The organism is Paenibacillus filicis, from assembly GCF_038070315.1.
GTDB classification, from domain to species: domain Bacteria; phylum Bacillota; class Bacilli; order Paenibacillales; family NBRC-103111; genus Paenibacillus_G; species Paenibacillus_G filicis.
On the sequence record NZ_JBBPCC010000020.1, the window covers coordinates 99,779 to 124,441 of the forward strand.

Below are 24,663 nucleotides of genomic sequence, written 5' to 3' on the forward strand. Positions count from 1 at the left end.
GATGACTATCGAAGAAACTGAAGGACGGGCAGCTGAGCAGGCGTTCAGCACAGCCCGGGAAGCGGTGGACTGGATCGTCCGATTCATCCCGCTGGCCGGCATCAAGTTCGGTCTAGAGCGGATGGAGAAGATTATGGAGCTGCTCGATAACCCGCACAGACGCCTGAAGTTTATTCATGTGGCTGGAACGAACGGCAAAGGCTCCGTATGCGCCTTTCTGACCGAAGCGATCCGTTCGGGGGGCTATGATGTGGGGACGTTCACGTCCCCTTATATCGAGTCCTACAACGAGCGCATCCGGTTAAACGGTCAGAATATCAGCGACGAGGATCTGCTGCAGACGATTAACAAGGTGAAGCCTATCATCGATGAGGTCACCCGCGAATACGGACAGCCGTCCATGTTCGAAATCTCAACAGTGGTCGCGATTGAGTACTTCGCGCGCACGGCCTATCCCGATTTCGTTGTCTGGGAGACAGGGATGGGCGGGCGGCTGGATTCGACCAATGTGGTGACGCCGCTTGTCTCCGTCATTACCAATATCGGTCATGACCATATGGACTTTCTCGGCGATTCACTCGCTGCGATCGCAGGGGAGAAGGCGGGGATCATCAAGGCCGGTGTGCCTGTCATCAGTGCGGTCGAGCAGCCGGAGGCGATTGCGGTCATCGAGGAGAAGGCGGCCGAGAAGAAAAGCAGCCTGTATCTGTTAGGACGCGATTACCGGACGGAGCTCGTGTCCCGGGCAGAGAATGAGCAGGTCTTTCATTTCGAGGGGCTGTTCCGCCGTATTCCGGACGTTGCCATCACGATGAACGGACCGCATCAGGTGAAGAACGCGGCCGTTGCGCTGATGACGCTGGAGGTGCTGCGGCAGTATTATGCGCTGATCATCGACGACGAGGATCTGGATCGTGCGCTGAAGGCCACCCAGTGGCCGGGCAGGCTGGAGCTCATCTCCACAGAGCCACGCATCCTGATCGACGGGGCGCATAACGCCGAAGGCGCAGAAATGCTGGCTGCGGCTTTGACCGATACCTACAAGCGGGACAAGCTGCATTTTATGATGGGGATGCTGACAAATAAGAATCATACTGGGTATTTCCGGCATATACTGCCAATAGTGGATACCCTGATCTTGACCGAACCGAATTGGCTCAAGAAAGCATCTGCCGAGGAGCTGGCTGAGCTAGCCAAGGGGATGCTGAGGGAGCTCGGACGTGAAGAAGTGGAAGTTGTGATCGAGCCGGACTGGAAGCAGGCGCTGGACCGTCTGAAGCGCTTGACGGGACAGGATGACCTGGCCGTCGTGTCCGGTACGTTATATTTGATTGGGGATGTACGTTCCTGGATCAAGCATCAATCTGATTCTGAAAAGGGCTGGTGAAACGGGCGTGAATACATCGGAGCACATCCATTTTATCGGCATCGGCGGGTATGGTATGAGCGCCATTGCCAAGGTGATGCTGGAAATGGGCTACCAAATTTCGGGATCTGATCTGGCGCAGGCCGAGCTGACCGAAAAGCTTGCCGCCAAGGGCGCACAGGTATATATCGGGCACGAGGCGCAGAACGTGAAGGGCGCGGACATTGTCGTTTACTCGACGGCACTGTCCAAGGATAACGTGGAGATGGTCGCAGCGGAAGAGCTGAACATTCCGATCCTGCACCGCTCCCAGATGCTGGCCCGCTTGATGAATGAAAGAAAAGGCATAGCTGTCGCCGGCGCTCACGGCAAGACGACAACGTCGTCCATGATCGCGCTGGTGCTGGAGGAATGCGGTCAGGACCCTACCTTTATTATCGGCGGGGAGATTTTGAACGTAGGCAGCAATGCGAAGGCCGGAAAAGGTGAATATGTGGTGGCCGAAGCGGATGAAAGCGACGGTTCTTTCCTGCAATACCAGCCACTGATCTCGCTGGTTAATAATATTGAGGCCGACCATCTGGAGAACTATGACGGAAGCTTCGATAAGCTAAAGCAGGCTTACGCCCAGTTCCTCAGTCAGGTTAAGCCGGAGGGCAAGGCGGTCATCAGCAAGGACGACGTGTACCTGCGTGAGATGATGCCGGATATCCGCAGTGAGGTGATCACCTTCGGCATCGATTCCGATGCTGACTTTATCGCCCGCAACATCGAGCTGGGTGATCGTAAGGTATCGTTCGAGGTGGTCCGGTCCGGGCAAGTGCTGGGGACGATTCGATTATCGGTTCCCGGCAAGCATAACGTATACAATGCCTTGGCGACCTTGATCACTTGCATGGAAGCGGGATTGACCTTTGAGCAGGTAGCCGGAGCGATCACCGAGTTCCGCGGAGCGAAACGCCGCTTCCAGGTGCTTGGTGAAGTCAACGATATTCTGGTCATCGATGACTACGCTCACCACCCTACCGAGATCGAGGCGACGATTCAGGCGGCGAAGGCTACAGGCAAACGGATTGTAGCGGTATTCCAGCCACAGCGATATACACGCACCTACTTCCTGTTCGAGCAGTTCAGCCGGGCGTTCCCGGAGGCGGCTGAAGTCATTATCACGGACATTTATTCCCCTGCGGGGGAAAAGCAGATCGAAGGGATCTCGTCTGCCAAGCTGGTAGAGCTGATCCGCGAGAATAGCAATTCCAATGTCAAGTATATTCCGACGAAGGAAGAAGTACAGACGTATCTGCTGGATGCGGTTCGCCCGGGCGACCTGGTCATCACGATGGGAGCCGGCGATATTTGGAAAACAGCTGTGGGCCTTGCCAAGACGCTGGAAGAGCGCGAGGCATCGAAGGGCTAAGCTGCTCCCCACAGGTCTGTCGTTACGGTTTTGATCCAAACATGAACGTTAAGACGCCGGTGGCGGCTTCTAAGCATAGTTCCAGGCCGGGTCATCAGCGCCCGGATAGAAAGGGAGGGAGATTCGGCATGTGCCGGGTCTTCCTCTTTTTTTGGTTCTATTCCCGGGACAACTCTCATAGTCTAGTAGCAAGATCACTGAACAAGGGAGAGTTGAAGCTATGAACAAAGCCAAGATGACGTTTCGTTTTTCACAAGACCGTAAGCCGGAGGAGCGGAGCAGGCATCGCGACTCCAAGGTCGTCCCCCTTCATGCGGAGGAGTACCGCGTCGTGGAGGAGCCTGTTCATCTGCCGGATCGTGCTGCTCAAGATCGGGGAGTCTGGACGGACGAACTCCGCAAGGAGACGAGTGAGCAGCCTTCGGCAGCTTCACCGGCAACGGACGCCGGTCTTCATACTAGCGGCGTCAAGCCATTGAACGATTATACGACCGATTACGGAGGCTGGCAGAGCTCCTTTGATGAGGAAACGAGCCGAGTCGAGGAGATGATTCGCAGCTCTCGTGAGGCTGCCGTTCATCCTGAGAACGGATACACTAGGCGGGATCAGCCTGACTATGAGCTGGACGGCAGGCACGACCGGCATGATCGGAAGGACAGCGGAGCGAGTCCGGGTTATGGACCCGCGATGAAGGGGCCAATCGAGCCAAGCCGGGACAGCCGGTACGGTGGGGGTCATGTGCGGATTACACGTTCCCCGGGCGGAGGCGGTTCCTTCCTGCGTATCGCAGCGTCTGTCGCCGGAGCGGTGGTAACCGGGGTAGCCTTCGGCTTCCTGGTGCTGTCGATGTTCTCGGCTCCGGAGGGAGACCAGGCTTCGCAGGTGAAGGGCGGCAAGCCCGAGCAGCAGAAGTCCGCTCAGGCTTCTGCAGGCGGGCAAGCGGGTGCTGCGAAGCCTGGGACTGGCACGAGCGGTGGAGGCTCCGTACCGGCGACGGCGGGAGCAGGCGTAGCCGTATCTCTCCCGGCACGCAGCTACACGATCTTGCAGGGAGGCGTGTTCAGCACAGCTCAAAGCGCTGAGACGGAAGTTGGCAACTTCCGCAAGAAGGGCTTGTCCGCAGTGAGCGAAGCGGGTGATAAGTATACGGTATTTGTCGGAGTCGCTGCGAGCCGCGATGAATCGCTCGGATTGTCTCAGACGTACAAGGACAAGCAAATTGACGTTATGCTGAAGCCTTATGAGATTCCAGCTGTCTCGCACATCCGCTGGACGGGCAAGCAGCCTGAGCTGTTCGCAACGTACATGAATCAGGGCAGCAAGCTGGTTCAGCTGATCGCTGCGCAAACGTCTCTCCACGTTGTGGATAAGGAGCCTAAGCCCCTGGACGAGCAGGCGCTGCAGACCATCAAGACGACACATCAGTCATGGTCCCAGTCGGCATCCGCGATCAGCGATGGATTGGGCGAGGCGGGCAGAACTGCACTTCCCAAGCTGAACAGCGCTCTCAATACAGCTGTGGTCACGCTGGAGGAATATAAGAAGAACCCGTCCACCTCGCTGATGTGGCAGGCCCAAACGGCGATCATGCAGTATCTGGTTGCGGAGAAGGATTTGTTGAAATCGATAGCAGTTTCCTAATGGACGAGGGATATCATGTTAAGAAAACCGCCAGGCAGATAAGTCAAACCATGGCTCTCAATCTTAAAGAATTCAGATACTTATCTCATTGAGTAGTTGACCCAATCACCTTGAATGGCTCCCATTTTATCAAAAAACTGTTGAGCTCGTTTATTATCAGCAGCCGTTATCCAAGTCATGTGAGTAAATTGATGCTCCTTTGTGTACTTGTGGCATTCTAAAAACAGCTGTGATTCCACTTCTGTCTCCCGTAATTGTTCAATGACAAAGAGGTCGTTCATAACCGTGTATTTAGCTGCTTTCATGGTGCTGAATGTAAAGTATAATGTTGCAAAACCAACTATCTTCCCATCCTGTAAGGCCACAAACTGAACACCTTCTTGTTTTTCCAAGAGCGTTTGAATCAACTGATGAAGTTTTTCAGTGGCAGGTCGGGGGTTCTTATAAAAACCAACGATGTATTCATACATGACCTCGGTCAAACCATTCAAATCATCAAGTTCAGCAAATCTTATGACAAGTGACATCATGTAAACCTCCTATATATCATTACATTAATATACGTTATTATGAATAAATATGCAATCGTAAGGGCGTTAGACTGGGGCAAACGTAAGGAGCAGCCGTAGCTGCTCCTTTGACTTGTCCATGAAAATTCTTGCATACCTATTCAACTGTCCGTCAACGTCTGCCGCTGAACCGTTTGATCGCTTCCTCGGTCACCGGCGCGAAGAGGTTAACCAGATTGCCGTCGGGATCGCGAAACAGCACAGCACGGTTCCCCCACGGCATCGTGGTTGGTTCCTTTACCCACTCATCGATAAACGGTTTCAAGCGCTCGTATTCGGCATCGACATCGTCGACCCGGAACTCGATGATGACCGTGTGATTGGCGGCCGCCACTGCGGAACCGGCGCCGAACAGTTGCACCGTCTGGGAGTGGCCGATCGCCAGGGTGCACGAAGGCACAACGAGTTCGGCAAAGACAGGCGCGGGGCGTTCCGCCGAAACACCCATGACTTTCTCATAGAACTCGACGAGACGATCCACGTCGTCGGTAATGATGCGTACAGAAGCAAAATTCACGAGATACCACCCTTCCTATAATAAATGATACAAGACCGTATCCTATCATTTTGGGCCAGAATACTTCGCATTTATCTTTCACTCCTTTATGTTTACTTACTCCGATTATATAAAAACGCTACTGACAACAGTATGTCAGTAGCGTTTTAACATTATTATGGCCTACTCCCGAATTGGATTTCGGAATGCGTCAGTACACGATATGGATGTTGCCGCGTTCCCCGATCTCATCCTTGGTGCAGCTGTTCAGCAAGTCCTTGCCGGTCGAATGCCCTTGCGGTTTTGGTAGCTGCCTTCGTTACATGATCACAAAATAAGATATTTGATACATATGTCTGGTTTGTTGTTCAACTAACGGATTGAGTAATTCCATAATGTGGTACAATTACACCAATCATATTCATTCTTTCGAAGGGGCTTATTATGAACGTTGTGAGTGCTACAAAAGATGATTTGAACGGATGGTTAGAGTTGGCTGCTGAAGTTGAATACTTATTTGGTCCAATGGTAAGCGATCCAACATTTATTCGGGCCATAGAGAAAAATATGAACTACAGCAGTGCATTCTGCATTAGGGAAAACGACGGTGCTCCAGGAGCTTGTTTACTCGGTGGAATATTATTCTCGTCAGTAGGTGCACCAAGCTACAAGATAGGATGGTTAGTTGTTTCCTCTCGAGCTAGAAATAAAGGCATAGCATCTGAACTACTGAAACATGTACTGAAATGTGTTAATGTCCCAGCAGAAATATCGGTTATTACTTTTGGTGATGATATCCCAGATGGGCAGCCTGCAAGACGGCTGTATCAAAAGTTTGGATTCGAACCTCAAGACGAACCGATTCCGAATGGTCCTGAAGGCGGTAGTCGTCAAAAATTCAAGCTGGTAATAACACAATGGGCTTAAGCTAAAACCAGCACGTTAGCTTAATAAAACAGCGGCAGTCTAGGACTTATGATCTCGTCCAAGGCTACCGCTGCTTTTATTGTTGAAGCTAGTTTAATCTTACGGATTAATACTTATTTTCTTTTCGCATATGACGGTACTTTGACATTGATTCGCGGCAGACAGGTGTTACTTACCCTTGCGGCTGATGTAACGGTCAAGCAGGGTTGCAGCCTCCGCGCGGGTCATGGACCGATCCGGAGCAAAGCCCGTCGCGGTGGCACCGTCGATGAGCCCGCTGCTTTTCAAGGCGGCGACAGCCTGAGCGGCCCAATGGTCGGCTGGCAGATCGAGGAACGGACTAGCGGTAATAGTCGACGCAGGAGTCTTCGCCAGCCGCTGGAATAGCGCTGCGACCTCGGCACGGCTGACCGTCTGATTGGGGCGAAGCGTGCCGTCGGGATATCCCTCCAGCAGCCCTGCCTTCACCGCCAGATCTAGCTGATCGTATGCCCAATGCTTGGGGGTGACATCTTTAAAGGCAGAAGCACTTAGCAGGGAGCCGCCTGGCTGGCCGGAGCCGGCTTTGCCTGTTGCATCCGCGGCACCTCGAACAGAGGAGGTCCTGTCGGGAGTCGTTCCTGGTTTGGCTGCATCCACTGTCGTGCCTGGAGCACCTGGGGTCTTGCCTGTACCCGCGCCGTTGTCACTGGTCTTGGCCGGCGTGCAATCTCCGTACACCGCGCCGGACACGGAGCTCTTGCTGTCTGTGCAGGCTTGTCCCGGATGCTTCAGATCGAACACCCGGCTGAGCAGGGTGATCCATTCTGCTCTTGTTAGCGCTCGCGCAGGCTCGAAGCGGCCGCCGGCGGCACCGTCGACGATCCCGCTCTCCTTGAGCCGCAGGATCGCTTCACGGGCCCAGTGATTCTTAATATCGGGAAATGGCGAGAGCGAAGCGGACATATAAGCTTCGATGCCATCGGCAATGCCCACAGCCATCTTACTACGCGCCTCATCCGTGGCCAGCAGCGCCGCATCCTGGGCATTCGATAAGAAGGCCGTTTCGACCAGAATGCTCGGGATGTCTCCCATTCTTACGACATAGACGGCACTGGGCACCAGGCCGCGGTTCTCGCCGCCCGCCTTGTTCAGGAAGCCGTCCAGTACCTTTTGCGCCAGGTCGCGGCTTTGGGGTGTCAGCGCCTTCATCGCTTCGCTGGCCGGATAGCTGTCCTGTGGATGCGCATCGTCATAATAAAGCACCATCGCCCCCCTTGTTGCCGGGTTGCTATAGGAATTCGCGTGAATGGATACGAAAAAGTCCGCTTTTTGTGCCTGCGTGTAAGCCACACGCTCGCTGAGTGAGAGATACGTGTCGGAATCCCGGGACATCCGCACATCATAGCCGCGCTGAACGAGCAGGTCGCGCAGCTTGCGTGAAATCTCCAGATTGACGGTTTTCTCCTGCAAGCCATTCACGCCGATCGCACCGGGATCGGTGCCGCCGTGACCAGCATCGACGACGACGGTCGTTGCTAGGACTTGTCCAGGGGAGGCCCACAAGCAAAATGCAGCGAGCGCAGCCCCAAGCCATTTTGTTTTCAATCCTTCCACTCCTTTTCATGTTTCCTACCCATAAAAAAACCGCTGCAAGTAACGAATATGATATAATGACAAGGGTTCGGACAGCTTGCCCAGCTGCCCCCTGAATCTTATGCTGTGGAAAGAGGTTATCCCTACCGTGAAAAAAAATACGCTCACGCTCATCCTCTTGCTCATGATCGGACTCGTGGCAGGAACCCTTGTCGGGCAGCTGTTGTCCTCGTATGCGGCCCTTTCGTTTTTGACCAAATCGGTCGAATTGTCCTGGCAGCCGAAGGCCGATCTGCTCGTGATCCGTTACGATCTTGACCTTCATATCCGGCTTAACTTGATCAGTATTATGGGCCTTGCTGCAGGGTTCTGGGTCTTCCGTAGGCTATAATTAGCCCGATTTTGGGACAGACTTATACTCATTCTACATGATTCTACAATATTTCGAAACGAGGTCTCGTTTTATGTCGATAGTTCCTGTTATTCTAGCTTCGTCTTCGCCCCGCAGAAAAGAACTGCTGCAGGGGTTGAAGCTGAACTTCCAAACGCATCCGAGCGACGAGGATGAGACCGTAGCTCCCGGTACCGCGCCGGAAGAGTTCGTGGAGATCCTGTCACTCCGTAAAGCCAGCTCGGTCGCTGCCCGTTACGACCAGGGTCTGGTGATCGGTTCGGATACCGTCGTCGTCTGCGACGGCGAAATTTTGGGTAAGCCGCAGGATGAGCAGGACGCTTACCGCATGCTGGATATGCTGCAGGGCCGGGCCCACTGGGTGTACACGGGTGTGGCTATTGTGGAGGCCGGAGGAAACAAGCAACAGGTAGCGCATCAGAAAACCGAGGTGTTCATGAAGCCGCTAGATGAAAGCCGGATTCGCAGCTATATCCGCTCGGGCGAGCCTATGGACAAGGCCGGGAGCTACGGAATCCAGGGATTGGGGGCCACCCTCGTGGAGAAGATTCATGGGGATTTCTTTACGGTGGTCGGACTGCCTGTTTCATTGCTGTCCGATATGCTGGAGGAATTTGGCGTTCATGTTCTCTAGCGTCCAGCCTGACGGATGTCATATGATCGGATATACAAGCCGCTTCGTGGTAATAGCCCGAATCGGCTTGTTTGGTTGCGTGGGAAGGCGACAGAGGCATTGCTGAAAAACATCATGCTTTTTTCCGAAAATAGACTAAATTTCACTATCCCCAACGAATATTTTAAAGTCGAGGAGCCCACCGATAAGAATCCCCTGAATAACCGGGATAAGTCTGGTTAATCTTTACATAGAGAACTGCCAAAACCCCAACCGGAGTACGAGAACCAGCACGGGAGAAGAGCTCCCGTCGAGCCCGCTTACCGATTATTTGTTTGCTGTTTTTTAACCCGATGAAATGGTATAATGAAAGCTCGAATGGAAAAGGGGGGAATACATGGAATCGCTCAATTTTACATTGCGCGATGTCCCGAATGAAGACCGACCTAGAGAACGAATGTTGCAGCATGGGGCTGAAGCTTTGAGCAACGCGGAGTTGCTCGCCATTCTATTGCGCACCGGCACGATTGCCGAATCGGCTGTCCGACTGGCCGAGCGCCTGCTGAGAGAAAGCGGAGGCTTGCGTAAGCTGGCCGACGTCAGTATCGAGCAGTTGACCGAGATTAAAGGAATCGGCGCCGCGAAGGCGCTGCAGATTAAAGCAGGCATCGAACTCGGACGAAGAATGGCCCGATCGGCGATGAATGAGACCGTGACGATCCGCTCTCCGCAGGATGCAGCCGCACTGCTGATGGAAGATATGCGTTATTTGCAGAAGGAGCATTTCGTGTGCTTGTTTCTGAATACAAAAAATCATGTGATCGGACAAGAGACGCTGTCGATGGGAAGCCTGAATGCTTCCATTGTTCATCCGAGGGAAGTATTCCGAGCGGCGATTAAACGCAGCAGCGCATCCATCGTATGCGCGCATAACCACCCGAGCGGCGATCCGACTCCGAGTCCAGAAGATATACAATTAACCCAGAGGCTGGTGGAGGCCGGCGAGATCGTAGGGATCGAAATTTTGGATCACCTGGTGATCGGCGACCGTCGTTTTGTGAGTTTGAAGGAACTCGGATTGATGTAATATAATAGGCAGACGCGTGCAACACGCCTTCAAATAGAGAAGGGAGAAACATTGATGTTCGGATTCGGAGGATTCACCAAGGATTTAGGAATCGACTTAGGTACCGCCAATACGCTGGTGTATGTGAAAGGAAAGGGGATCGTCGTCAGAGAACCGTCTGTTGTGGCGATCCGTACTGATACAAAGACCATTGAGGCTGTCGGCAACGATGCCAAGAAAATGATCGGGCGCACGCCTGGCAATATTCGCGCCATTCGCCCTATGAAGGACGGGGTTATTGCTGATTTTGAAACAACCTCCACGATGATCAAATACTTCATCCGTCAGGCGCAGAAGCAGCGCTTGCTGTTCCAGCGCCATCCAAGCGTGATGGTGTGCGTGCCTTCCGGGATTACGGCCGTGGAGAAGCGTGCCGTCGAGGATGCGACGCGGCAGGCTGGGGCAAGGGACGCTTATACGATCGAAGAGCCGTTTGCGGCGGCGATCGGCGCTGATCTGCCGGTATGGGAGCCGACAGGCAGTATGGTTGTCGATATCGGAGGAGGAACGACGGAGGTTGCTGTCATTTCCCTCGGAGGCATCGTGACCAGCCGGTCGATCCGGGTAGCTGGCGATGAGATGGACGAAGCGATTACGCAATATATTAAGCGGACATATAACCTGATGATTGGTGAGCGGACTAGCGAGCAGATCAAGCTGGAGATCGGCTCGGCGCTTCCGATGGAGCAGTCGATTAAGCTGGAGATCCGCGGACGCGATCTGGTATCGGGCCTGCCGAAAACGATGTCGGTATCCTCCGACGAAATCACGGAGGCGCTGGCCGATACGGTAAACAGCATTGTCGATGCGGTGAAGGTCACGCTGGAGAAATGTCCGCCGGAGCTGTCCGCAGATATTATGGACCGCGGTATTGTCTTGACCGGAGGCGGAGGGCTGCTCCGCAACCTGGACAAGCTGCTGGCCCGTGAGACAGGCATGCCTGTACTGGTGGCCGAGAACCCGCTAGACTGTGTGGCAATCGGGACAGGGCGCGCGCTTGAAAATATTCATCTGTTCCGCAAATCCGGTCCTGCTAGCAGAGCACGCCGTTAATCCTTGGCCGCCTTAGCGGACCTGCAAGCTCATGAAGCCCAGGTCCGCTTCCGGCAGCCACTAAGTTCGTAAGTATGGAAGGTGTAAGCATTGAAGCTATTGGGGAACAAAAGACTGTTGATCCTGATGCTCGGTCTGATCTGCTTCATCGTGCTCATGGGATTGACTTACGGGAAAAGCGGGTATCAAACCTGGCCGGGGAAATTTGTCAAGGATACGGTGTCGTTCGTACAAGGACTGATCTACAAACCGACGGGTGCGGTTGTGGAATATTTCCAGGATATTGGCCGTCTTCGTACGGTTTATGAAGAAAATCGCGTTCTTCGGGAGACGCTGTCGCGGTATGCGCGCGATACGACCCGCTTGAATGACCTGGAGCTGCAGAACCAGAGTCTTATGAATGACCTGGGCTTCACGGAGCAGCAGAAGCAGATGAACAAGTACAAATTCCGCATCGCGGAGGTCGTGCAGTTCATTCAGCAGGGCAAGACGATCACGATTAATCTAGGTGCGAAGGACAACATCCGCACGAATATGGCTGTAGTCTCGGTAGAAGGTTTGATTGGCCGTGTCACAGAGGTAGCGCCATTTTATTCGAATGTGCAGCTGCTTACAGGTATTGACGACAAGGCTTCCATTGATTCCAAAGGGACTACGCTGGCTTCTAAGGCAATAGCGGTAACATCCAAGGGAAGTGTCAATGAATCCTTCGGTCTTATTGAGCGCTACGACCCTGATACCCAGATGCTGGTGATGACCAAGATTGATCGCAACGACCCGCTCAAGGTAGGCGATAAAATCATCACTTCCGGAGCAGGCTTGGTGTTCCCTCGCGGGATTGAGATCGGGACGGTCGTTGAGCGGAAGGAAGGCGACCTCGGGATTACACACGTAGCGATGATCAAACCGCTAGCCTCGTTCAATCACCTTCGTGAAGTATTCGTTGTTGAAGTACCGGAGCTGAAGTAGCCGATGATGAATCATACAAAACTGTGGTTGCTGCTCGCTGTATTGTTTTTACTGGAACCGACGCTGCTTCCTTGGCTGATACCACTGAGCTGGCAGACAAATGTAGAGGTCAACCCTCACTTTGTCCTGGTCGTTATTCTTTATATGGGTTTATACATACGCAGGCATGTAGCGTTGGCGTATGGTCTTGTTTTTGGATTTCTGTATGATTTTCTTCTATCTTATCCGATGCTGGGACCGACTTCGTTCGCGATGGGGGTCGCCGGTTATGCGGCCGGGTTGATGCAGGGACGCATGTACTCCAGCATCGTGATCAGCATGTTCGTGATTGGGAGCGGGCATCTGTTCTACGATTTGGTCTTATACGGCATTAATCGGCTGTTCCGTGTGACCAATGTGCCCTTCGAATGGGTCTTTCTTCACCAGATGTTGCCCAGTATGCTGATTAACCTGCTTTTTGCACTGGCCATCTACGTTCCGGTCCGCCGCATGTTCGAAAGCCTGCCTGGAAAGCCGGCGGAGAAGGAGGAATAAAATTTCCTTTCTTCGGCAGGAGAACCTCTGCGCCAGGCCGAATTGTATAGGCTTAGGAGGTAGGAACGTTTATGACGGCAGCGAAACATCATGTGACCATCAAGGGAGTGAAGGACGGACTCGTATTTTTGCTGGACGATGCCTGCGAATTCTCCGAAGTGCTCGATGAGCTGAGCCACAAGCTGGAGAAGACGCATCAGCAAATATTAACAGGGCCGATCATTCACGTATATGTCAAGCTCGGCAAGCGGGCCGTGACAGATGAACAAAAAGAGCAGGTCCGCCGTATTATCGGCCAGAAGGGCAACCTGCTTATTCAATCGATGGAGACGCTCGACCCGTCGCATGAGAAGGCCATGCCGGACCCTACGGATGTCAAGATTATCCGGGGCATTGTTCGTTCCGGTCAAACGCTGACACATGAGGGCAATATGCTGTTCCTGGGCGATGTGAACCCAGGCGGTGCGATTGTCAGCACGGGGAGCATTTATATTATGGGATCTTTGCGCGGGATGGCCCATGCCGGTTCGGACGGCGACGAGCGGACGATCATCGCAGCTTCACACATGCGTCCAACGCAGCTTCGCATTGGGGGGATCATCTCTCGTCCGCCGGACGAATGGGACCTCAGCGAAGCTTTTGATGCGTACATGGAGTTTGCGTATATCAAGGAAGGCAAGATGGAAATCGATAAGGTGCATCATATGCACCGGTTTTCACTTCCGCATCCGGTCTGAACGGATGGAGCCGGTTGTAGGGGGTATGTCATGCGTGCAATCCCGCTAATCGAACAGACAGATAAATAAAGGCTTACGAAGGAGTGAGACCTATGGGAGAGGCAATCGTCATCACTTCAGGGAAAGGCGGCGTTGGCAAGACGACGACGTCGGCTAACATTGGGACGGCTTTGGCGCTGCAAGGGAAGAAGGTTGTGATGGTCGATACGGATATCGGCCTGCGTAACTTGGATGTCGTCATGGGGCTAGAGAACCGGATCATCTATGATCTGATCGATGTGGCCGAAGGACGCTGTCGCCTGGCTCAAGCCCTGGTGAAGGACAAGCGCTTTGACGAGCTGTATATGCTTCCTGCTGCCCAAACCAAGGATAAGCACGCTATCTCTCCGGATGCGGTTCGGCAGATCGTGCTGGAACTGAAGCGTGAGTTCGAGTTCGTCATTATTGACTGTCCGGCAGGGATTGAGCAGGGCTTCAAGAATGCCGTAGCCGGCGCGGACAAAGCGATCGTCGTCACCACCCCGGAGAATGCTGCGGTGCGGGATGCCGACCGGATTATCGGATTGCTGGAGAAGGAGCCGAATGTAGAGTCGCCTAAGCTGATCATCAACCGGATCAGACCGCTTATGATGAAGAAGGGCGAGATGTTGGATATCGACGAAATCTGCTCGGTGCTAGCGATTGATCTGCTGGGGATCGTGCCGGATGATGAGTATGTGATCAAGGCCGCGAATTCTGGGGAACCGACTGTAATGAATCCGAATTCGAGAGCGGCCATCGCTTACCGGAACATCGCACGCCGTATGCTCGGGGACACGGTGCCTTTGATGCAGCTGGAAGATCGTGCGGGGATGTTCGGGAAAATGAAAAAGTTTTTCGGGATAGGATGAACGCAAGGTGCTGCACAAGTTTAAGAAGATAGATCCCCTGATCGTTGCGCTGCTTATTGTGCTCATCTTGATCGGTGCTTTTCTGCAATACAGTGTCGGGGTGGGCAATCCCAAGTTTGCATTCGATGTGAAGAAGAGCACGGTAATTTATATCATCTCGATTTTGGCTTTCTTGGGCATGGCTTACTTTGATTATCGGATTTTGACCAAGATTTCGCATTATTTGTATGCCTTCGGCGTGCTATTGCTGGTGGCGGTCTATTTCTTCGGTTCGAATATCAACAATGCCCAAGGATGGTTCAGGTTCGGCTTTCTGGATTTTCAGCCTGTCGAGCTGATGAAAATCATATTGATCATCACGCTGGCAACCTTCATGGCCCGCCGCAAGGGCGAACCCCTGGAGCTGCTTCGGGATATCCTGCCGATTGGCGTGCTGGTAGCCATCCCGATCGGGCTTGTCTTGCTGCAGCCTGATTTCGGCAATGGCTTGATCCTAGCTGTGTTGCTAGTCGGTATGCTTTGGATCGGTAACATCAAGGCCAGATTTGTGGCACTCGGCGCATCTATCATAGGGGGCATCGCCTATCTGATGGTGTATATGGTGACTCATTTCTATGAGGAGCTCATGGCGTTTCTGACTGCGCAAAACCTCCCTAGGCAATGGATTGTTCGAATCAATACCTTTGTTAATCCGGCTATTGCCGATAAGGACCATTCTTATCATGTAGACAGCGCGATCCGCGCGATCGGTTCAGGCTTTCTCACGGGAGAGGGGTATCTGAAGGGGTCTTCTTCACGTCTGGTGCCCTATGCGTATTCGGATTCGATCTTTTCCGTAGTGGGTGAGGAATTCGGCTTTGTCGGCTCTTCGGTCTTGCTGCTCCTTTATTTCATATTGATCTATCGGATGATTCTCATTGCTCTATACAGCCACAACCATGCGGGCTCATTCATTATTATCGGGATCGTCTCGATGCTGGTATTCCAGATCTTCCAGAATGTAGGGATGATGATGAAGATTATGCCGCTTACGGGGATCACGCTGCCCTTTGTCAGCTATGGAGGGACATCGCTGCTGATTAATATGATGTCCATGGGGCTGGTCATGAGTATTAAGATGCATGATGATAAGCTGCTCGATGAGGATTAGGAGAGTAGTGACGGGTTAATGACAACAAAGACGAAACGGCAAATACGCCAGCGAGGAGAGCAACTTGCTGACGTATTTTTATTTTGACAACAACTGGGTCTGCTTAGATCCGGTTATTTTGCTATTTAAGAGGCATCGTGGCGTATCTCCCGGCCTGCGCGTATATTTGCGCGTACAAGCTCATAGGATGGATTGAATGAGCGATTCAGGTGGCGAGGAGGTCATCGGCGTGAATACGAGGAAAAACGTGCGCGACCGCAGAACGGAGAAGATCCGCAAGCTCCAGGAGCATGCCTGGCGAGGCGGCCATGGGGAGCCGGTGCTTACCCATATGAGCTTCCCTCATGAAGGGGAATCGGCCCGCTATGGCCGAATAGATTCTCCAGACAGACCGCTCGTAGCGGGCCGTTTGGAATATGAATATGGGGATGTACCCCCTGTAGCTCCCAGGTTCCCGGACCCCGAGGAGGAATGGAAACGGAAGTATGAGCGTGAATGGTCTTCCTATGATACTCATTCCCGGAGGCGTGAGTACAATGAGCAGCCCGGCCGGCCAGGGCTGAACCGCTTCGGTCTGAGGCTGGTGCTCAGCGGCCTGCTCTTCGCAGCCGTATGGGGCTTGTATCGTCTCGATCATCCTCTGGCTGAGAGGGGCCGCTCGCTCGTCGCAGGGGCCTTGACGGAGCCGCTGGATACCTCGGCGCTGGCGGCTTGGTATGAGCAGCATTTCGGCGGGGCGCCGTCGTTTCTGCCGGCCATCAACAGCGGAGCTCGGCATCAGGATGCAGAGAAGGTGGCCTCGCTGCCCAAGCATTATTTTACACCCGTGGAAGGCAAGCTGATTGCGGCTTTCACGCCGAATCAGGGTGGCGTTCTGATGGAGGCCCCGGGTGGCACGCCGGTAGCTGCTGTAGATACGGGGATGGTGATTTTCGCCGGTCAGAAGGATAATACCGGCTTTACAGTGGTGCTTCGGCATTCCGGGGGAATGGAATCGACCTACGGGCATCTGGGTGCTAGCAGCATCCGGCTGAACGATTGGGTCAAGGGAGGCGAGACGGTAGGCATACTGGCGAGGCCTGTGTCTGGACAAGCGCCTGGTACCTTGTTCTTCTCCTTTTCCAAAGAAGGCAAACCTGTCGACCCGGCGGATGTGATCCCGATTGAGTAGGCTGCGCTTTGCACCCTGGAACGTCTGGTTCGGTATTTCCTTTCGCCTCCACCCCTTGTTCACGCTGCTGCTGCTGTTGTCGCTGCTGACCGGATATGCGGTCGAGATTCTGACGTTGTTCGGCATCGTATTGACGCATGAATTGGGGCATGTAGCGGCAGCGCGGAGTCTGGGGTGGCGGGTCCGCGAGGTACAATTGCTTCCCTTCGGCGGTGTGGCGGTGATGGAGGAAGCCCCTGGAACGACGGCTGCCCACGAGCTGGCGGTGGCTTTGGCGGGTCCGCTGCAGAATGTCTGGATGATGGCCGTTGCCTATGCGCTGACAGGGCTCGGTGTACTTCCGCCCTTATGGGGCGAATATTTTATACAGGCGAATGCGATCATTGCTGTGTTCAACCTGCTGCCGGTGCTCCCGCTGGATGGGGGCAAAGTGATGTCGGCGCTGTTCGGATTATGGCTGCCCTATCAGCGAACGCTGCAGCTGGCCTCCGGCGTGAGTCTTGTCTTCAGTTTGGCCATTGTGGCTGCAGCCGGCCTTCACGCTTTTGCAGGGAAAGGCGGCATCCAGCTGAACTGGCTGCTGATCGGACTGTTTCTGCTGGCCTCTAACTGGTATGAGCGGCGTGGAGTGCCTTACCGGTTCTTGCGCTTCTTGCTGGGCCGGGAGGGGAAGTTCGACAGCCGGATTTCCCGCGGGACTCTTGCAGGTCCCATCGTCGTCCAGGGGCAGCGCAAGGCGGGGGAAATCGTCCGCTTGTTTATGCGTGACCGGTATCATTTGGTCGTTGTCGTGGATGAGCAGCTCCGCATCCGTCACATCATCCCGGAGCAGCAGATGCTGGACTGTTATTTTGACGAGACGAAACGAGAACGGCCGGTGGCTGAGCTTTTCGCTTGAGTCCGGAGCTGCCCGTTAACGGGCAGAGCCCGCAGGATTATGTTACAATAGACCCGAGGTGTTGCCGGACATGAAACGTATATTGGTGAAATGCGATCAGGAGCATACCGAGGTGGCTGTTGTCGAATTCGGCAAGCTTACCGAGTACTATAGAGGGCATCGGGATCAAGGACAACTCGCAGGTAACATTTATATAGGCCGTATCGTCCGCGTGCTTCAGGGCATGCAGGCGGCCTTTGTGGATATTGGACTGGAGCGTAACGGATTTCTGTACATTGACGACGTGCTTCCGGCGAACTTGGACAAACAGCCGAAGGAGAAGCCGCCGATTCACGATCTGGTCCATGTCGGACAGCAGGTGATGGTTCAGGTGGTCAAGGAGCCTGTGGGCAGCAAGGGAGCCCGCGTCACCACGCATTACTCCATCCCAGGCAGGTTTGGCGTCTATATGCCGAGTGCGGATTATGTGGGCGTGTCGCGCAAGATCGAGCAGGCCTCCGAGCGGGACAGGCTGAAGCGGATGGCGGAGCGGCAGCTCCAGCCCGGTGAAGGCTTTATCGTTCGTACGGCGGCGCTGGGCGAGACAGAGGAAGCGCTGGCCGCGGACCTGAGCGAGCTTCGCGGCCGTTGGGGGCTGCTTGCTGCGGCTGCGGGAAGGGAAGGCGCTGTGCCCCGTCAGGTACATAGCGACCTGGACATGCTGCCCAGACTGATCCGCGACGTGTTCCGTGAGGACGTGCAGGAGGTGCTCGTCAGCTCCCGAGAGGTGCAGGAGCTCGTGCTGGGCGTGCTCTCCGTACCCGGTACGCTGGCGCTGATGGGCCGGGTGAATGTGCACCTGGGGCGCGATGTGATGGATGATTACGGCATTGCCAAACAGCTGGAGCTGGCGCTGCGCCGCAAGGTGTGGCTGGACAATGGCGGCTATCTAATCGTGGACCGGACGGAGGCGCTGACGGTATTTGACGTGAATACGGGCAAGTATACCGGCTCGGTGGACTTGGAGCAGACCGTATTCGATACGAATATGGAGGCGGCACGCGAGATTGCCAGGCTGCTTCGTCTGCGTGACATAGGCGGTCTGATCGTGATTGATTTTATCGATATGGAAACGCCCGAGCGCCGCAATCAGGTGCTGGACGAGCTGAATCAGGAGGTCCGCAAGGACCGTACGAAGACGGTCGTCGTAGGCTGGACCAAGCTGGGCCTGGTCGAGATGACGCGCAAGAAGGTGCGCGACAGCAAGGAGACGACGGCACTTGAGCCTTGCTCGTCATGTGGAGGCACCGGCTTTGCAAATAGAGGAAAATAAATCGTTGCATACCGGGTGCTGTTTGTGGTAGAATGATCGGGTGTGTTGCTATAGCATGCTGTAACCGCTCGAAGCGGGTCCCCCAAGCGCTTGTCCTTACGGACAAGTCACCTGGCTTATAGGCGAGTCTGAGACATGAGGAGGTGCAACTATGTACGCAATTATTGAAACAGGCGGTAAACAATACAAAGTTTCCGAAGGTGATGTTCTCTACATCGAGAAACTGGAAGTCGGCGCTGGTGATGCGGTTACTTTTGACCGTGTTCTGGCTGTATCGAACGAAGGTGGCTTGACTGTAGGCGCTCCACTGGTTTCCGGCGCTACCGTTTCCGGTAAAGTCGAGAAGCACGGCAAAGGCCAAAAGGTCATCGTTTACAAGTACAAAGCGAAGAAGAACTATCGTCGCAAGCAAGGTCATCGTCAACCGTACACGAAAGTTGTGATCGAGAAGATCCAAGCGTAAGAACGACATGATTCGCATCAAGATTAATCGAGGCGCGGATGGTCGGATCGTACGGTTTCATGTCGACGGACATGCGCAATATGATGAGCGCGGCAAGGATATTGTGTGCGCGGGCGTATCGGCGGTGACGGTCGGCACGGTAAACGCTATTGAGGTGTTAACCGGTGTGCAGTTGAATACCCGGATGAAGCACGGATTTCTGAGCGCGGATATTTCGCCACAGACCGACGCGGATACGGATAGCAAGGTGCAGTTATTACTTGAAGGCATGGTCGTCATGCTGCAATCTATACAACAATCGTACGGCGCATATATAGCAATGCAAGACCACCCATCATCGAAGTAAGGAGGTAGACACAAATGTTGAAATTGGATCTCCAGTTATTCGCGTCCAAGAAGGGCGTAGGCTCCACGAAAAACGGACGTGACAGCATCGCGAAGCGCCTTGGCGTGAAGCGTGCTGACGGTCAAACCGTGACTGCCGGCAGCATTCTCGTTCGTCAACGCGGAACGAAAATTCATCCGGGCAACAACGTAGGCATCGGCTCCGACGATACGCTGTTCGCGAAAGTCGAGGGCGTCGTGAAATTCGAGCGCCTTGGCCGTGACCGCAAAAAAGTGAGCGTCTACCCTGTAGTAGCTGCACCCGTAGCTGCTGCGGTAGAGGTGTAACATCAACGAAACGTCCAAACCCTGGCGAACTAAGCTTCGCCAGGGTTTGTTTTGTTGAGCGAAGCTGGGAAAATGTTCTTCAGTCGTGAACTTTGCCAGGCATCATGCTATACTGTTAAGGACATGGAATGATGCGGAACGGAGAGATCGAGCATGGCATCGAATGCAAAAGCCGAAGGTTACGCACATCTGCCTACGGACGAGCCTGAGCGGGATTCCGCGGCATCGGAGAGTACCAGGCTGGCGTCCGAGCAGGACTTGCGTATGCTTCGTCTGTTCAATCACTACAGGCATGATTGGATGAATGACATTCAGGTCTTGATGGGTTACGTCCAATTGAAGAAGTATGATAAATTACCGGCTATGATGGAGAAAATAAAAGATAAGGTACAGCAGGAAAGCTTGATCTCCAAGCTCGGCATTCCATCGCTGATTCTTTTTCTTTTGAACTTTCAGGCGGAAGTAAAGGAGCTTCAGCTCGATGTTCGGATGAATGAAGAGATCCGTCTCCATGAGCTGCCAGGGTGGGAAGACGTCGAGGAGGGCATTAAGCGGATCTTGGCAGGATTCCGGAAGGAAGCAGCCTCTTCCCCGTACTCTGATGATAACAATCTGGAGCTGGTCTGGACGAAACTCGAGCATGAGCTCCGCCTGGATATTCGCTATACCGGTGTCTGCCAGGCGGAGAGGGTGCGTCAGCTGGAGCAGGGGCTGATCCGGTTCTGGGAAACCCAGCAGACGAGGATTCAAAGCAACTATGAGGAGCAAGAGGTGCTATGGAGCGTCCAGTGGACACTAACCGGCACGGAGCTGGAACGATAAGAGGGTGAGAGATCATGTTTGTAGATAAAGCTAAAATTTATGTCAAAGGCGGCGACGGCGGCGACGGACTCGTGGCGTTTATCCGGGAGAAGTATGTACCCGAAGGCGGTCCGGGCGGTGGCGATGGCGGCGACGGCGGCGATGTGATTTTCCGTGTAGACGAAGGCTTGCGTACGCTGGTTGACTTCCGCTATCAGAAGCATTTCAAGGCGGATCGCGGGGAAAAAGGACGTAATAAAAGCCGTCATGGCGCCAACGCCGACGATATGGTGGTACGTGTGCCTCCTGGCACCGTGGTGCTGGACGACGATTCGCAGGAAATCATCGCAGATCTGACCCGCCATGGTCAGGAAGTGATTATTGCCAAGGGAGGACGCGGCGGACGCGGCAACACCCGTTTTGCGACGGCCAATAATACGGCTCCGGAAATTGCCGAGAATGGCGAGGAAGGACAAGAGCGCTGGGTTGTGCTGGAGCTCAAGGTTATGGCGGATGTAGGGCTTGTCGGATTCCCGAGTGTGGGCAAATCGACACTGCTTTCCGTCGTTTCGGGGGCCAAGCCCAAGATCGGAGCTTATCACTTTACGACGCTGACGCCCAATCTGGGTGTCGTCGAGGTTGGCGACGGCCGCAGCTTTGTGATGGCCGATTTGCCTGGCTTGATCGAGGGCGCGCACGAAGGCGTGGGCCTCGGGCATGAATTCCTGCGGCATGTGGAACGGACAAGGGTTATTGTCCATGTGGTAGATATGGCCGGTACAGAGGGACGCGATCCGTTCGATGACTGGCTGAAAATCAACGAAGAGCTCAAGCTGTACAATGCGAAGCTGGAAGATCGTCCGCAGTTGATTGCGGCTAATAAGATGGATATTCCCGATGCAGAAGTGTATCTGGAATCGTTCAAAGAACAGCTCGCCGCACGCGATCTGGAACATCCCATCTTCCCAATCTCAGCCGTCACCAAGTCGGGAATTCAGGAGCTCCTGTACAAGGCTGCTGACCTGCTGGAGACGATACCTGAGCTGCCGATGGTGGAAGATCTGGTCGAATTGTCCGAGCGCAAGGTATACCGTCTGGATGCCGATGAAGACGAAGATTTCGTTATCCACCGCGATAATGAAGCCTATGTGGTGGAAAGTCCGAGCATCGAGCGCTTGATCAAGCGTACAAACTTCAGCACGCAGGAGTCGGTGTTGCGGTTTGCCCGTATTCTGCGTAAGAAGGGCGTCGACAAAGCTCTGCGTCAACGTGGAGCGAAGGACGGCACGACGGTACGGATTGGCGATTTTGAGTTTGAGTTTGTCGAGCAGGAATAACGGGTGTTTTAACGTATATGCCCAAAGAGCAGACGAGGAGGTCGGTGACCTTCTGATCTGCTCTTTTTTGTGTATGGAAACGGATGACGCGCTCAGCATGGGCTGCCTTCAAGCGAACCTGTGTACTCTACTCCCGGTTCGAAACAGCGTCCTCTTGAGGGGCCAGCCAGGCCCGGCCCTGGCGCCAGCGAACCTCGACCGGCAGCTCGAAGAAGCGGGACAGCAAGTCCTCGGACAGGACGGATGTCGTAGGTCCGGCTTCAAATCGGGTTCCCCGCCGCAGCAGCAGCGTGTGACTGAAGATCGGCAATATTTCCTCGGTATGATGGGTGACGTAGATCATCGTCGGTGCATCCGGCAGCTTGGCGAGCTGATCAATGCTGTTCAGCAGCGTCTCGCGCGAGAACAGATCAAGCCCGTTACAAGGCTCGTCCAGGATGAGCAGCCTTGGAGAGGCCATCAGCGCGCGTGCGATCAGCAGCTTCTGCTTCTCTCCCTGGGAGCAGGTCTGATAGGCCCGGTCCCATAGATGATAACAGCCGAGCTGGCGCATCAGGCTGGCCGCGCGCTCGTAATCTGCCTCATCGGGCTTGTCATATAACCCGATGGTGGCGTATTTACCGCTAATCACGACTTTCTGCGTCCTATCCGACACATGCAGCTTCTCCTGCAGGGAGGAGCTGACCCAGCCGATCGTCTTGCGCAGCTCGCGCAGATCGACATCCCCGTACGTCTCGCCGAGTACGCCGACCCGGCCGCTTGTCGGCCAGATGTAGCCTGTGATAATATTCAGCAGGGTCGTCTTACCCGAGCCGTTCAGCCCGAGCAGCGCCCAATGCTCGCCCTTGTTTACACGCCAGTTAATCTCCGAGAGTAGCGTCTTGTCATCGCGAATATAGCTGACACTTCGAACATCGATAACAGACGCACTTCCTTGCGGTTCTTCAACTTGTTCCCCGTTGCTCATGTTAGATTCTCCTCTGCTGGGGCCCTTAAGCAGGCCGTTTCTTTTATCAGCTATTTTAACGGCTGTCGAGCCGTTTGGCAACCGATTCCAGCTTCTGACGGATGGAGCCGTGCTTGTCGCGGCGATCGTCGAATTTGACGGAGGTGCAGACGCGCTGCGCCCCCGCTTGGAACGGCAGCTCGTGCAGGCCGCGGATTACGCGGAACAGCTCATCCAGCTCGCCTTCCAGTATCGTGCTCATGGCCGTCATCTCGAATAGGATGCTTCCGGAAGCTTGCTGCTCCGTTAAATAGGTGTGAAGCTCAGCGACATAAGCGCTCAGACTCGTCGACTCCGTGCCGACAGGAATGATTGTGATTTCGGCTATGGCCATGTTCAAGGGCTCCTTTTCTCGTGATATCCGTTGGATGGGCAATAAGGCTTACATTTGCTCAGGATCGATCAGTTCTGTCCAGTGTACGGCAGGCTCACCGGAAGCTTCATATCCGGCTGTACCCACCCATACATGAGGACTTGCAGGCTGCTGGAAATAATGCTCAAGCAACTTACGGTAGATAAAAGGGATCTCCCGGTCCAGCACTTCGTCTCGCGGAATCCAGTGGAGGACGCCTTCGTCGGACTGGATGATGTCCCGCTTCCTGGTGACAGCCGTATAAATAAACTGCTGGCGAACCTCTTGCTGGTTCAGTCGGATCAGGATATACCTCAGCCGCAGCTCGCCCAGCTCCTCAGGCAGCAAGCCGGTTTCCTCCTGAATCTCGCGCAGCACCGCGGCTTCGGGATCATTAATTTCGTGGGTCTCCAGATGTCCTCCTACAGCCGCCCACAAGCCGGGCGATAAGGTGCGGGTCATGGACCGCTTCATCATCAGCAGATCACCCTGATTAAATAACATGGCGGTGGCCATCATGCGGGCTCGAATCACTTGGCTTCTCCTCTTTCCTCATACTGGATATTACTTTATCATATTTTTATGTACAAAGCCTATTGCCCGAAGCGGTGGGCATGCGATATAATGTCCTCTAGGTGAGAACAATAGTCTGTGTAGAGAGGACTGTTACAGTGCCTGATAAACCTATCGGGGGAAGACCCCCGCAAGGCGAGCGATTTTTCCTCGTTCGAGAGGATATGCTACCCGAGGCGCTCGTCAAGACGGTTCAAGCCAAAAGCTTGCTCGCTCGGGGCGAAGTGAAAACCGTTCACGAAGCGGTCGAGCAGGTAGAGCTGAGCCGAAGCGCCTTTTACAAATACAAGGACGGGATCTTCCCGTTAAGCAAGCTGGATCGTGACCGGATCGTGACGATCTCGATGGATCTGGAGCACCGCTCGGGCATCTTGTCCCGGGTACTGGCGCTCATCGCCGGTCTGGAAGGCAATGTGCTGACCATCCATCAAACTATCCCGCTGCAGGGTGTCGCGAATGTCGTCATCTCCGTCGAAACGTCGCTGATGGGCGACAGCGTAGCCGTGCTGCTTGATAAGCTGCGTGAGCAGGATGGCGTGACCCGCGCAACCCTTGCCGGGCAAGGCTGAGAAAAGAATACAAATAAATAAATGTTAGCTGCC

General features: G+C 54.2%; 28 protein-coding genes. 22 read left to right on the forward strand and 6 right to left on the reverse strand.

The features are described 5' to 3' along the window. The first annotated feature begins 1 nt into the window (after position 1). The 3 genes from WMW72_RS25880 to WMW72_RS25890 all read left to right on the forward strand — a co-directional run bounded on the left by WMW72_RS25880 (position 2) and on the right by WMW72_RS25890 (position 4,425). Positions 2–1,387, forward strand: coding sequence for a bifunctional folylpolyglutamate synthase/dihydrofolate synthase (locus tag WMW72_RS25880; protein ID WP_341418474.1), 1,386 nt, complete (start codon positions 2–4; stop codon positions 1,385–1,387). A gap of 7 nt (positions 1,388–1,394) precedes the next feature. Next, positions 1,395–2,783 (forward strand): UDP-N-acetylmuramate--L-alanine ligase, encoded by a 1,389-nt coding sequence (murC, locus tag WMW72_RS25885; RefSeq protein WP_341418475.1) that lies wholly within the window; start codon positions 1,395–1,397, stop codon positions 2,781–2,783. Between the two features lie 220 nt (positions 2,784–3,003). Then, on the forward strand, positions 3,004–4,425 hold the full coding sequence (locus WMW72_RS25890; protein ID WP_341418476.1) for an SPOR domain-containing protein: 1,422 nt from the start codon (positions 3,004–3,006) through the stop codon (positions 4,423–4,425). A gap of 80 nt (positions 4,426–4,505) precedes the next feature. Here the strand turns inward: WMW72_RS25890 and WMW72_RS25895 are convergent, their stop codons facing one another. Together WMW72_RS25895 and WMW72_RS25900 are read right to left on the reverse strand one after the other, a co-directional pair. Further along, positions 4,506–4,952 (reverse strand): GNAT family N-acetyltransferase, encoded by a 447-nt coding sequence (locus WMW72_RS25895; protein WP_341418525.1) that lies wholly within the window; start codon positions 4,950–4,952, stop codon positions 4,506–4,508. Between the two features lie 154 nt (positions 4,953–5,106). Beyond that, a complete protein-coding gene (locus tag WMW72_RS25900) occupies positions 5,107–5,511 on the reverse strand; it encodes a VOC family protein (protein ID WP_341418477.1) in 405 nt (134 codons plus the stop codon). 423 nt (positions 5,512–5,934) lie between these two features. Here WMW72_RS25900 and WMW72_RS25905 point away from each other — a divergent pair, with 423 nt between their 5' ends. Then, a complete protein-coding gene (locus WMW72_RS25905) occupies positions 5,935–6,417 on the forward strand; it encodes a GNAT family N-acetyltransferase (protein ID WP_341418478.1) in 483 nt (160 codons plus the stop codon). 168 nt (positions 6,418–6,585) lie between these two features. On the opposite strand, the gene WMW72_RS25910 is transcribed toward WMW72_RS25905, so the two are convergent. Next, positions 6,586–8,004: an N-acetylmuramoyl-L-alanine amidase gene (locus WMW72_RS25910; RefSeq protein ID WP_341418479.1), complete on the reverse strand. Its 1,419-nt coding sequence runs from the start codon at positions 8,002–8,004 to the stop codon at positions 6,586–6,588. Between the two features lie 136 nt (positions 8,005–8,140). Here WMW72_RS25910 and WMW72_RS25915 point away from each other — a divergent pair, with 136 nt between their 5' ends. The 17 genes from WMW72_RS25915 (at position 8,141) to obgE (ending at position 22,130) form a co-directional block, all read left to right on the forward strand. Beyond that, positions 8,141–8,383 carry a DUF4321 domain-containing protein gene (locus tag WMW72_RS25915; RefSeq protein WP_341418480.1) on the forward strand — a complete coding sequence of 81 codons (243 nt, stop codon included), beginning with the start codon at positions 8,141–8,143 and terminating at the stop codon, positions 8,381–8,383. A 73-nt stretch (positions 8,384–8,456) separates the two neighbouring features. Next, positions 8,457–9,038, forward strand: coding sequence for a Maf family protein (locus tag WMW72_RS25920; RefSeq protein WP_341418481.1), 582 nt, complete (start codon positions 8,457–8,459; stop codon positions 9,036–9,038). Between the two features lie 376 nt (positions 9,039–9,414). Beyond that, a complete protein-coding gene (gene radC, locus WMW72_RS25925) occupies positions 9,415–10,104 on the forward strand; it encodes a RadC family protein (RefSeq protein WP_341418482.1) in 690 nt (229 codons plus the stop codon). Between the two features lie 54 nt (positions 10,105–10,158). Then, entirely contained in the window at positions 10,159–11,196 is a 1,038-nt protein-coding gene (locus WMW72_RS25930; protein ID WP_341418483.1) for a rod shape-determining protein, read from the forward strand. 90 nt (positions 11,197–11,286) lie between these two features. After that, on the forward strand, positions 11,287–12,165 hold the full coding sequence (mreC, locus tag WMW72_RS25935) for a rod shape-determining protein MreC (protein ID WP_341418484.1): 879 nt from the start codon (positions 11,287–11,289) through the stop codon (positions 12,163–12,165). 3 nt (positions 12,166–12,168) lie between these two features. Beyond that, the gene (gene mreD, locus WMW72_RS25940) at positions 12,169–12,699 is read left to right on the forward strand and encodes a rod shape-determining protein MreD (RefSeq protein WP_341418485.1); all 531 of its coding nucleotides are present in this window, start codon (positions 12,169–12,171) and stop codon (positions 12,697–12,699) included. Positions 12,700–12,770: 71 nt separating this feature from the next. Further along, the gene (minC, locus tag WMW72_RS25945; RefSeq protein WP_341418486.1) at positions 12,771–13,436 is read left to right on the forward strand and encodes a septum site-determining protein MinC; all 666 of its coding nucleotides are present in this window, start codon (positions 12,771–12,773) and stop codon (positions 13,434–13,436) included. Between the two features lie 92 nt (positions 13,437–13,528). Continuing rightward, entirely contained in the window at positions 13,529–14,326 is a 798-nt protein-coding gene (minD, locus tag WMW72_RS25950) for a septum site-determining protein MinD (protein WP_341418487.1), read from the forward strand. A 7-nt stretch (positions 14,327–14,333) separates the two neighbouring features. Continuing rightward, positions 14,334–15,476, forward strand: coding sequence for an FtsW/RodA/SpoVE family cell cycle protein (locus WMW72_RS25955; RefSeq protein ID WP_341418488.1), 1,143 nt, complete (start codon positions 14,334–14,336; stop codon positions 15,474–15,476). 196 nt (positions 15,477–15,672) lie between these two features. After that, positions 15,673–16,647, forward strand: coding sequence for a peptidoglycan DD-metalloendopeptidase family protein (locus WMW72_RS25960; RefSeq protein ID WP_341418489.1), 975 nt, complete (start codon positions 15,673–15,675; stop codon positions 16,645–16,647). Beyond that, positions 16,640–17,545 carry a M50 family metallopeptidase gene (locus tag WMW72_RS25965; protein WP_341418490.1) on the forward strand — a complete coding sequence of 302 codons (906 nt, stop codon included), beginning with the start codon at positions 16,640–16,642 and terminating at the stop codon, positions 17,543–17,545. The genes WMW72_RS25960 and WMW72_RS25965 overlap by 8 nt, the downstream gene beginning before the upstream one ends. 70 nt (positions 17,546–17,615) lie before the next feature. Further along, on the forward strand, positions 17,616–18,857 hold the full coding sequence (locus WMW72_RS25970) for an Rne/Rng family ribonuclease (protein ID WP_341418491.1): 1,242 nt from the start codon (positions 17,616–17,618) through the stop codon (positions 18,855–18,857). A 151-nt stretch (positions 18,858–19,008) separates the two neighbouring features. After that, positions 19,009–19,320: a 50S ribosomal protein L21 gene (gene rplU, locus WMW72_RS25975; RefSeq protein ID WP_341418492.1), complete on the forward strand. Its 312-nt coding sequence runs from the start codon at positions 19,009–19,011 to the stop codon at positions 19,318–19,320. A gap of 7 nt (positions 19,321–19,327) precedes the next feature. Next, positions 19,328–19,666, forward strand: a complete 339-nt coding sequence (locus WMW72_RS25980) for a ribosomal-processing cysteine protease Prp (RefSeq protein ID WP_341418493.1) — start codon at positions 19,328–19,330, stop codon at positions 19,664–19,666. 14 nt (positions 19,667–19,680) lie between these two features. Continuing rightward, positions 19,681–19,992 carry a 50S ribosomal protein L27 gene (gene rpmA / locus WMW72_RS25985; RefSeq protein ID WP_341418494.1) on the forward strand — a complete coding sequence of 104 codons (312 nt, stop codon included), beginning with the start codon at positions 19,681–19,683 and terminating at the stop codon, positions 19,990–19,992. 153 nt (positions 19,993–20,145) lie between these two features. Continuing rightward, a complete protein-coding gene (locus WMW72_RS25990) occupies positions 20,146–20,814 on the forward strand; it encodes a Spo0B domain-containing protein (RefSeq protein WP_341418495.1) in 669 nt (222 codons plus the stop codon). A 14-nt stretch (positions 20,815–20,828) separates the two neighbouring features. Beyond that, positions 20,829–22,130, forward strand: a complete 1,302-nt coding sequence (obgE, locus tag WMW72_RS25995) for a GTPase ObgE (protein ID WP_341418496.1) — start codon at positions 20,829–20,831, stop codon at positions 22,128–22,130. A gap of 127 nt (positions 22,131–22,257) precedes the next feature. Here obgE and WMW72_RS26000 read toward each other — a convergent pair whose 3' ends face one another. Genes WMW72_RS26000 through WMW72_RS26010 form a run of 3 tightly spaced genes read right to left on the reverse strand, consistent with a single transcriptional unit; the run spans position 22,258 to position 24,022 of the window. Then, positions 22,258–23,097, reverse strand: a complete 840-nt coding sequence (locus tag WMW72_RS26000) for an ABC transporter ATP-binding protein (RefSeq protein WP_341418497.1) — start codon at positions 23,095–23,097, stop codon at positions 22,258–22,260. A gap of 55 nt (positions 23,098–23,152) precedes the next feature. Further along, positions 23,153–23,470: an MTH1187 family thiamine-binding protein gene (locus WMW72_RS26005; RefSeq protein WP_341418498.1), complete on the reverse strand. Its 318-nt coding sequence runs from the start codon at positions 23,468–23,470 to the stop codon at positions 23,153–23,155. Between the two features lie 48 nt (positions 23,471–23,518). Continuing rightward, a complete protein-coding gene (locus WMW72_RS26010) occupies positions 23,519–24,022 on the reverse strand; it encodes an NUDIX domain-containing protein (protein WP_341418499.1) in 504 nt (167 codons plus the stop codon). Between the two features lie 137 nt (positions 24,023–24,159). Here WMW72_RS26010 and WMW72_RS26015 point away from each other — a divergent pair, with 137 nt between their 5' ends. Further along, on the forward strand, positions 24,160–24,630 hold the full coding sequence (locus WMW72_RS26015; RefSeq protein ID WP_341418500.1) for an ACT domain-containing protein: 471 nt from the start codon (positions 24,160–24,162) through the stop codon (positions 24,628–24,630). The last annotated feature ends 33 nt before the right edge of the window (positions 24,631–24,663 follow it).

What these genes read in the sequence shown, in the direction of transcription:
- WMW72_RS25880 (WP_341418474.1), top strand. Translation starts at nt 2, where the DNA reads ATGACTATCGAAGAAACTGAAGGACGGGCAGCTGAGCAGGCGTTCAGC.
- WMW72_RS25890 (WP_341418476.1), top strand. Translation starts at nt 3,004, where the DNA reads ATGAACAAAGCCAAGATGACGTTTCGTTTTTCACAAGACCGTAAGCCG.
- WMW72_RS25895 (WP_341418525.1), bottom strand. Translation starts at nt 4,952, where the DNA reads ATGTCACTTGTCATAAGATTTGCTGAACTTGATGATTTGAATGGTTTG.
- WMW72_RS25905 (WP_341418478.1), top strand. Translation starts at nt 5,935, where the DNA reads ATGAACGTTGTGAGTGCTACAAAAGATGATTTGAACGGATGGTTAGAG.
- WMW72_RS25920 (WP_341418481.1), top strand. Translation starts at nt 8,457, where the DNA reads ATGTCGATAGTTCCTGTTATTCTAGCTTCGTCTTCGCCCCGCAGAAAA.
- radC (WP_341418482.1), top strand. Translation starts at nt 9,415, where the DNA reads ATGGAATCGCTCAATTTTACATTGCGCGATGTCCCGAATGAAGACCGA.
- WMW72_RS25930 (WP_341418483.1), top strand. Translation starts at nt 10,159, where the DNA reads ATGTTCGGATTCGGAGGATTCACCAAGGATTTAGGAATCGACTTAGGT.
- mreD (WP_341418485.1), top strand. Translation starts at nt 12,169, where the DNA reads ATGATGAATCATACAAAACTGTGGTTGCTGCTCGCTGTATTGTTTTTA.
- minC (WP_341418486.1), top strand. Translation starts at nt 12,771, where the DNA reads ATGACGGCAGCGAAACATCATGTGACCATCAAGGGAGTGAAGGACGGA.
- minD (WP_341418487.1), top strand. Translation starts at nt 13,529, where the DNA reads ATGGGAGAGGCAATCGTCATCACTTCAGGGAAAGGCGGCGTTGGCAAG.
- WMW72_RS25960 (WP_341418489.1), top strand. Translation starts at nt 15,673, where the DNA reads ATGAGCGATTCAGGTGGCGAGGAGGTCATCGGCGTGAATACGAGGAAA.
- WMW72_RS25970 (WP_341418491.1), top strand. Translation starts at nt 17,616, where the DNA reads ATGAAACGTATATTGGTGAAATGCGATCAGGAGCATACCGAGGTGGCT.
- rplU (WP_341418492.1), top strand. Translation starts at nt 19,009, where the DNA reads ATGTACGCAATTATTGAAACAGGCGGTAAACAATACAAAGTTTCCGAA.
- WMW72_RS25980 (WP_341418493.1), top strand. Translation starts at nt 19,328, where the DNA reads ATGATTCGCATCAAGATTAATCGAGGCGCGGATGGTCGGATCGTACGG.
- rpmA (WP_341418494.1), top strand. Translation starts at nt 19,681, where the DNA reads ATGTTGAAATTGGATCTCCAGTTATTCGCGTCCAAGAAGGGCGTAGGC.
- WMW72_RS25990 (WP_341418495.1), top strand. Translation starts at nt 20,146, where the DNA reads ATGGCATCGAATGCAAAAGCCGAAGGTTACGCACATCTGCCTACGGAC.
- obgE (WP_341418496.1), top strand. Translation starts at nt 20,829, where the DNA reads ATGTTTGTAGATAAAGCTAAAATTTATGTCAAAGGCGGCGACGGCGGC.
- WMW72_RS26000 (WP_341418497.1), bottom strand. Translation starts at nt 23,097, where the DNA reads ATGAGCAACGGGGAACAAGTTGAAGAACCGCAAGGAAGTGCGTCTGTT.
- WMW72_RS26005 (WP_341418498.1), bottom strand. Translation starts at nt 23,470, where the DNA reads ATGGCCATAGCCGAAATCACAATCATTCCTGTCGGCACGGAGTCGACG.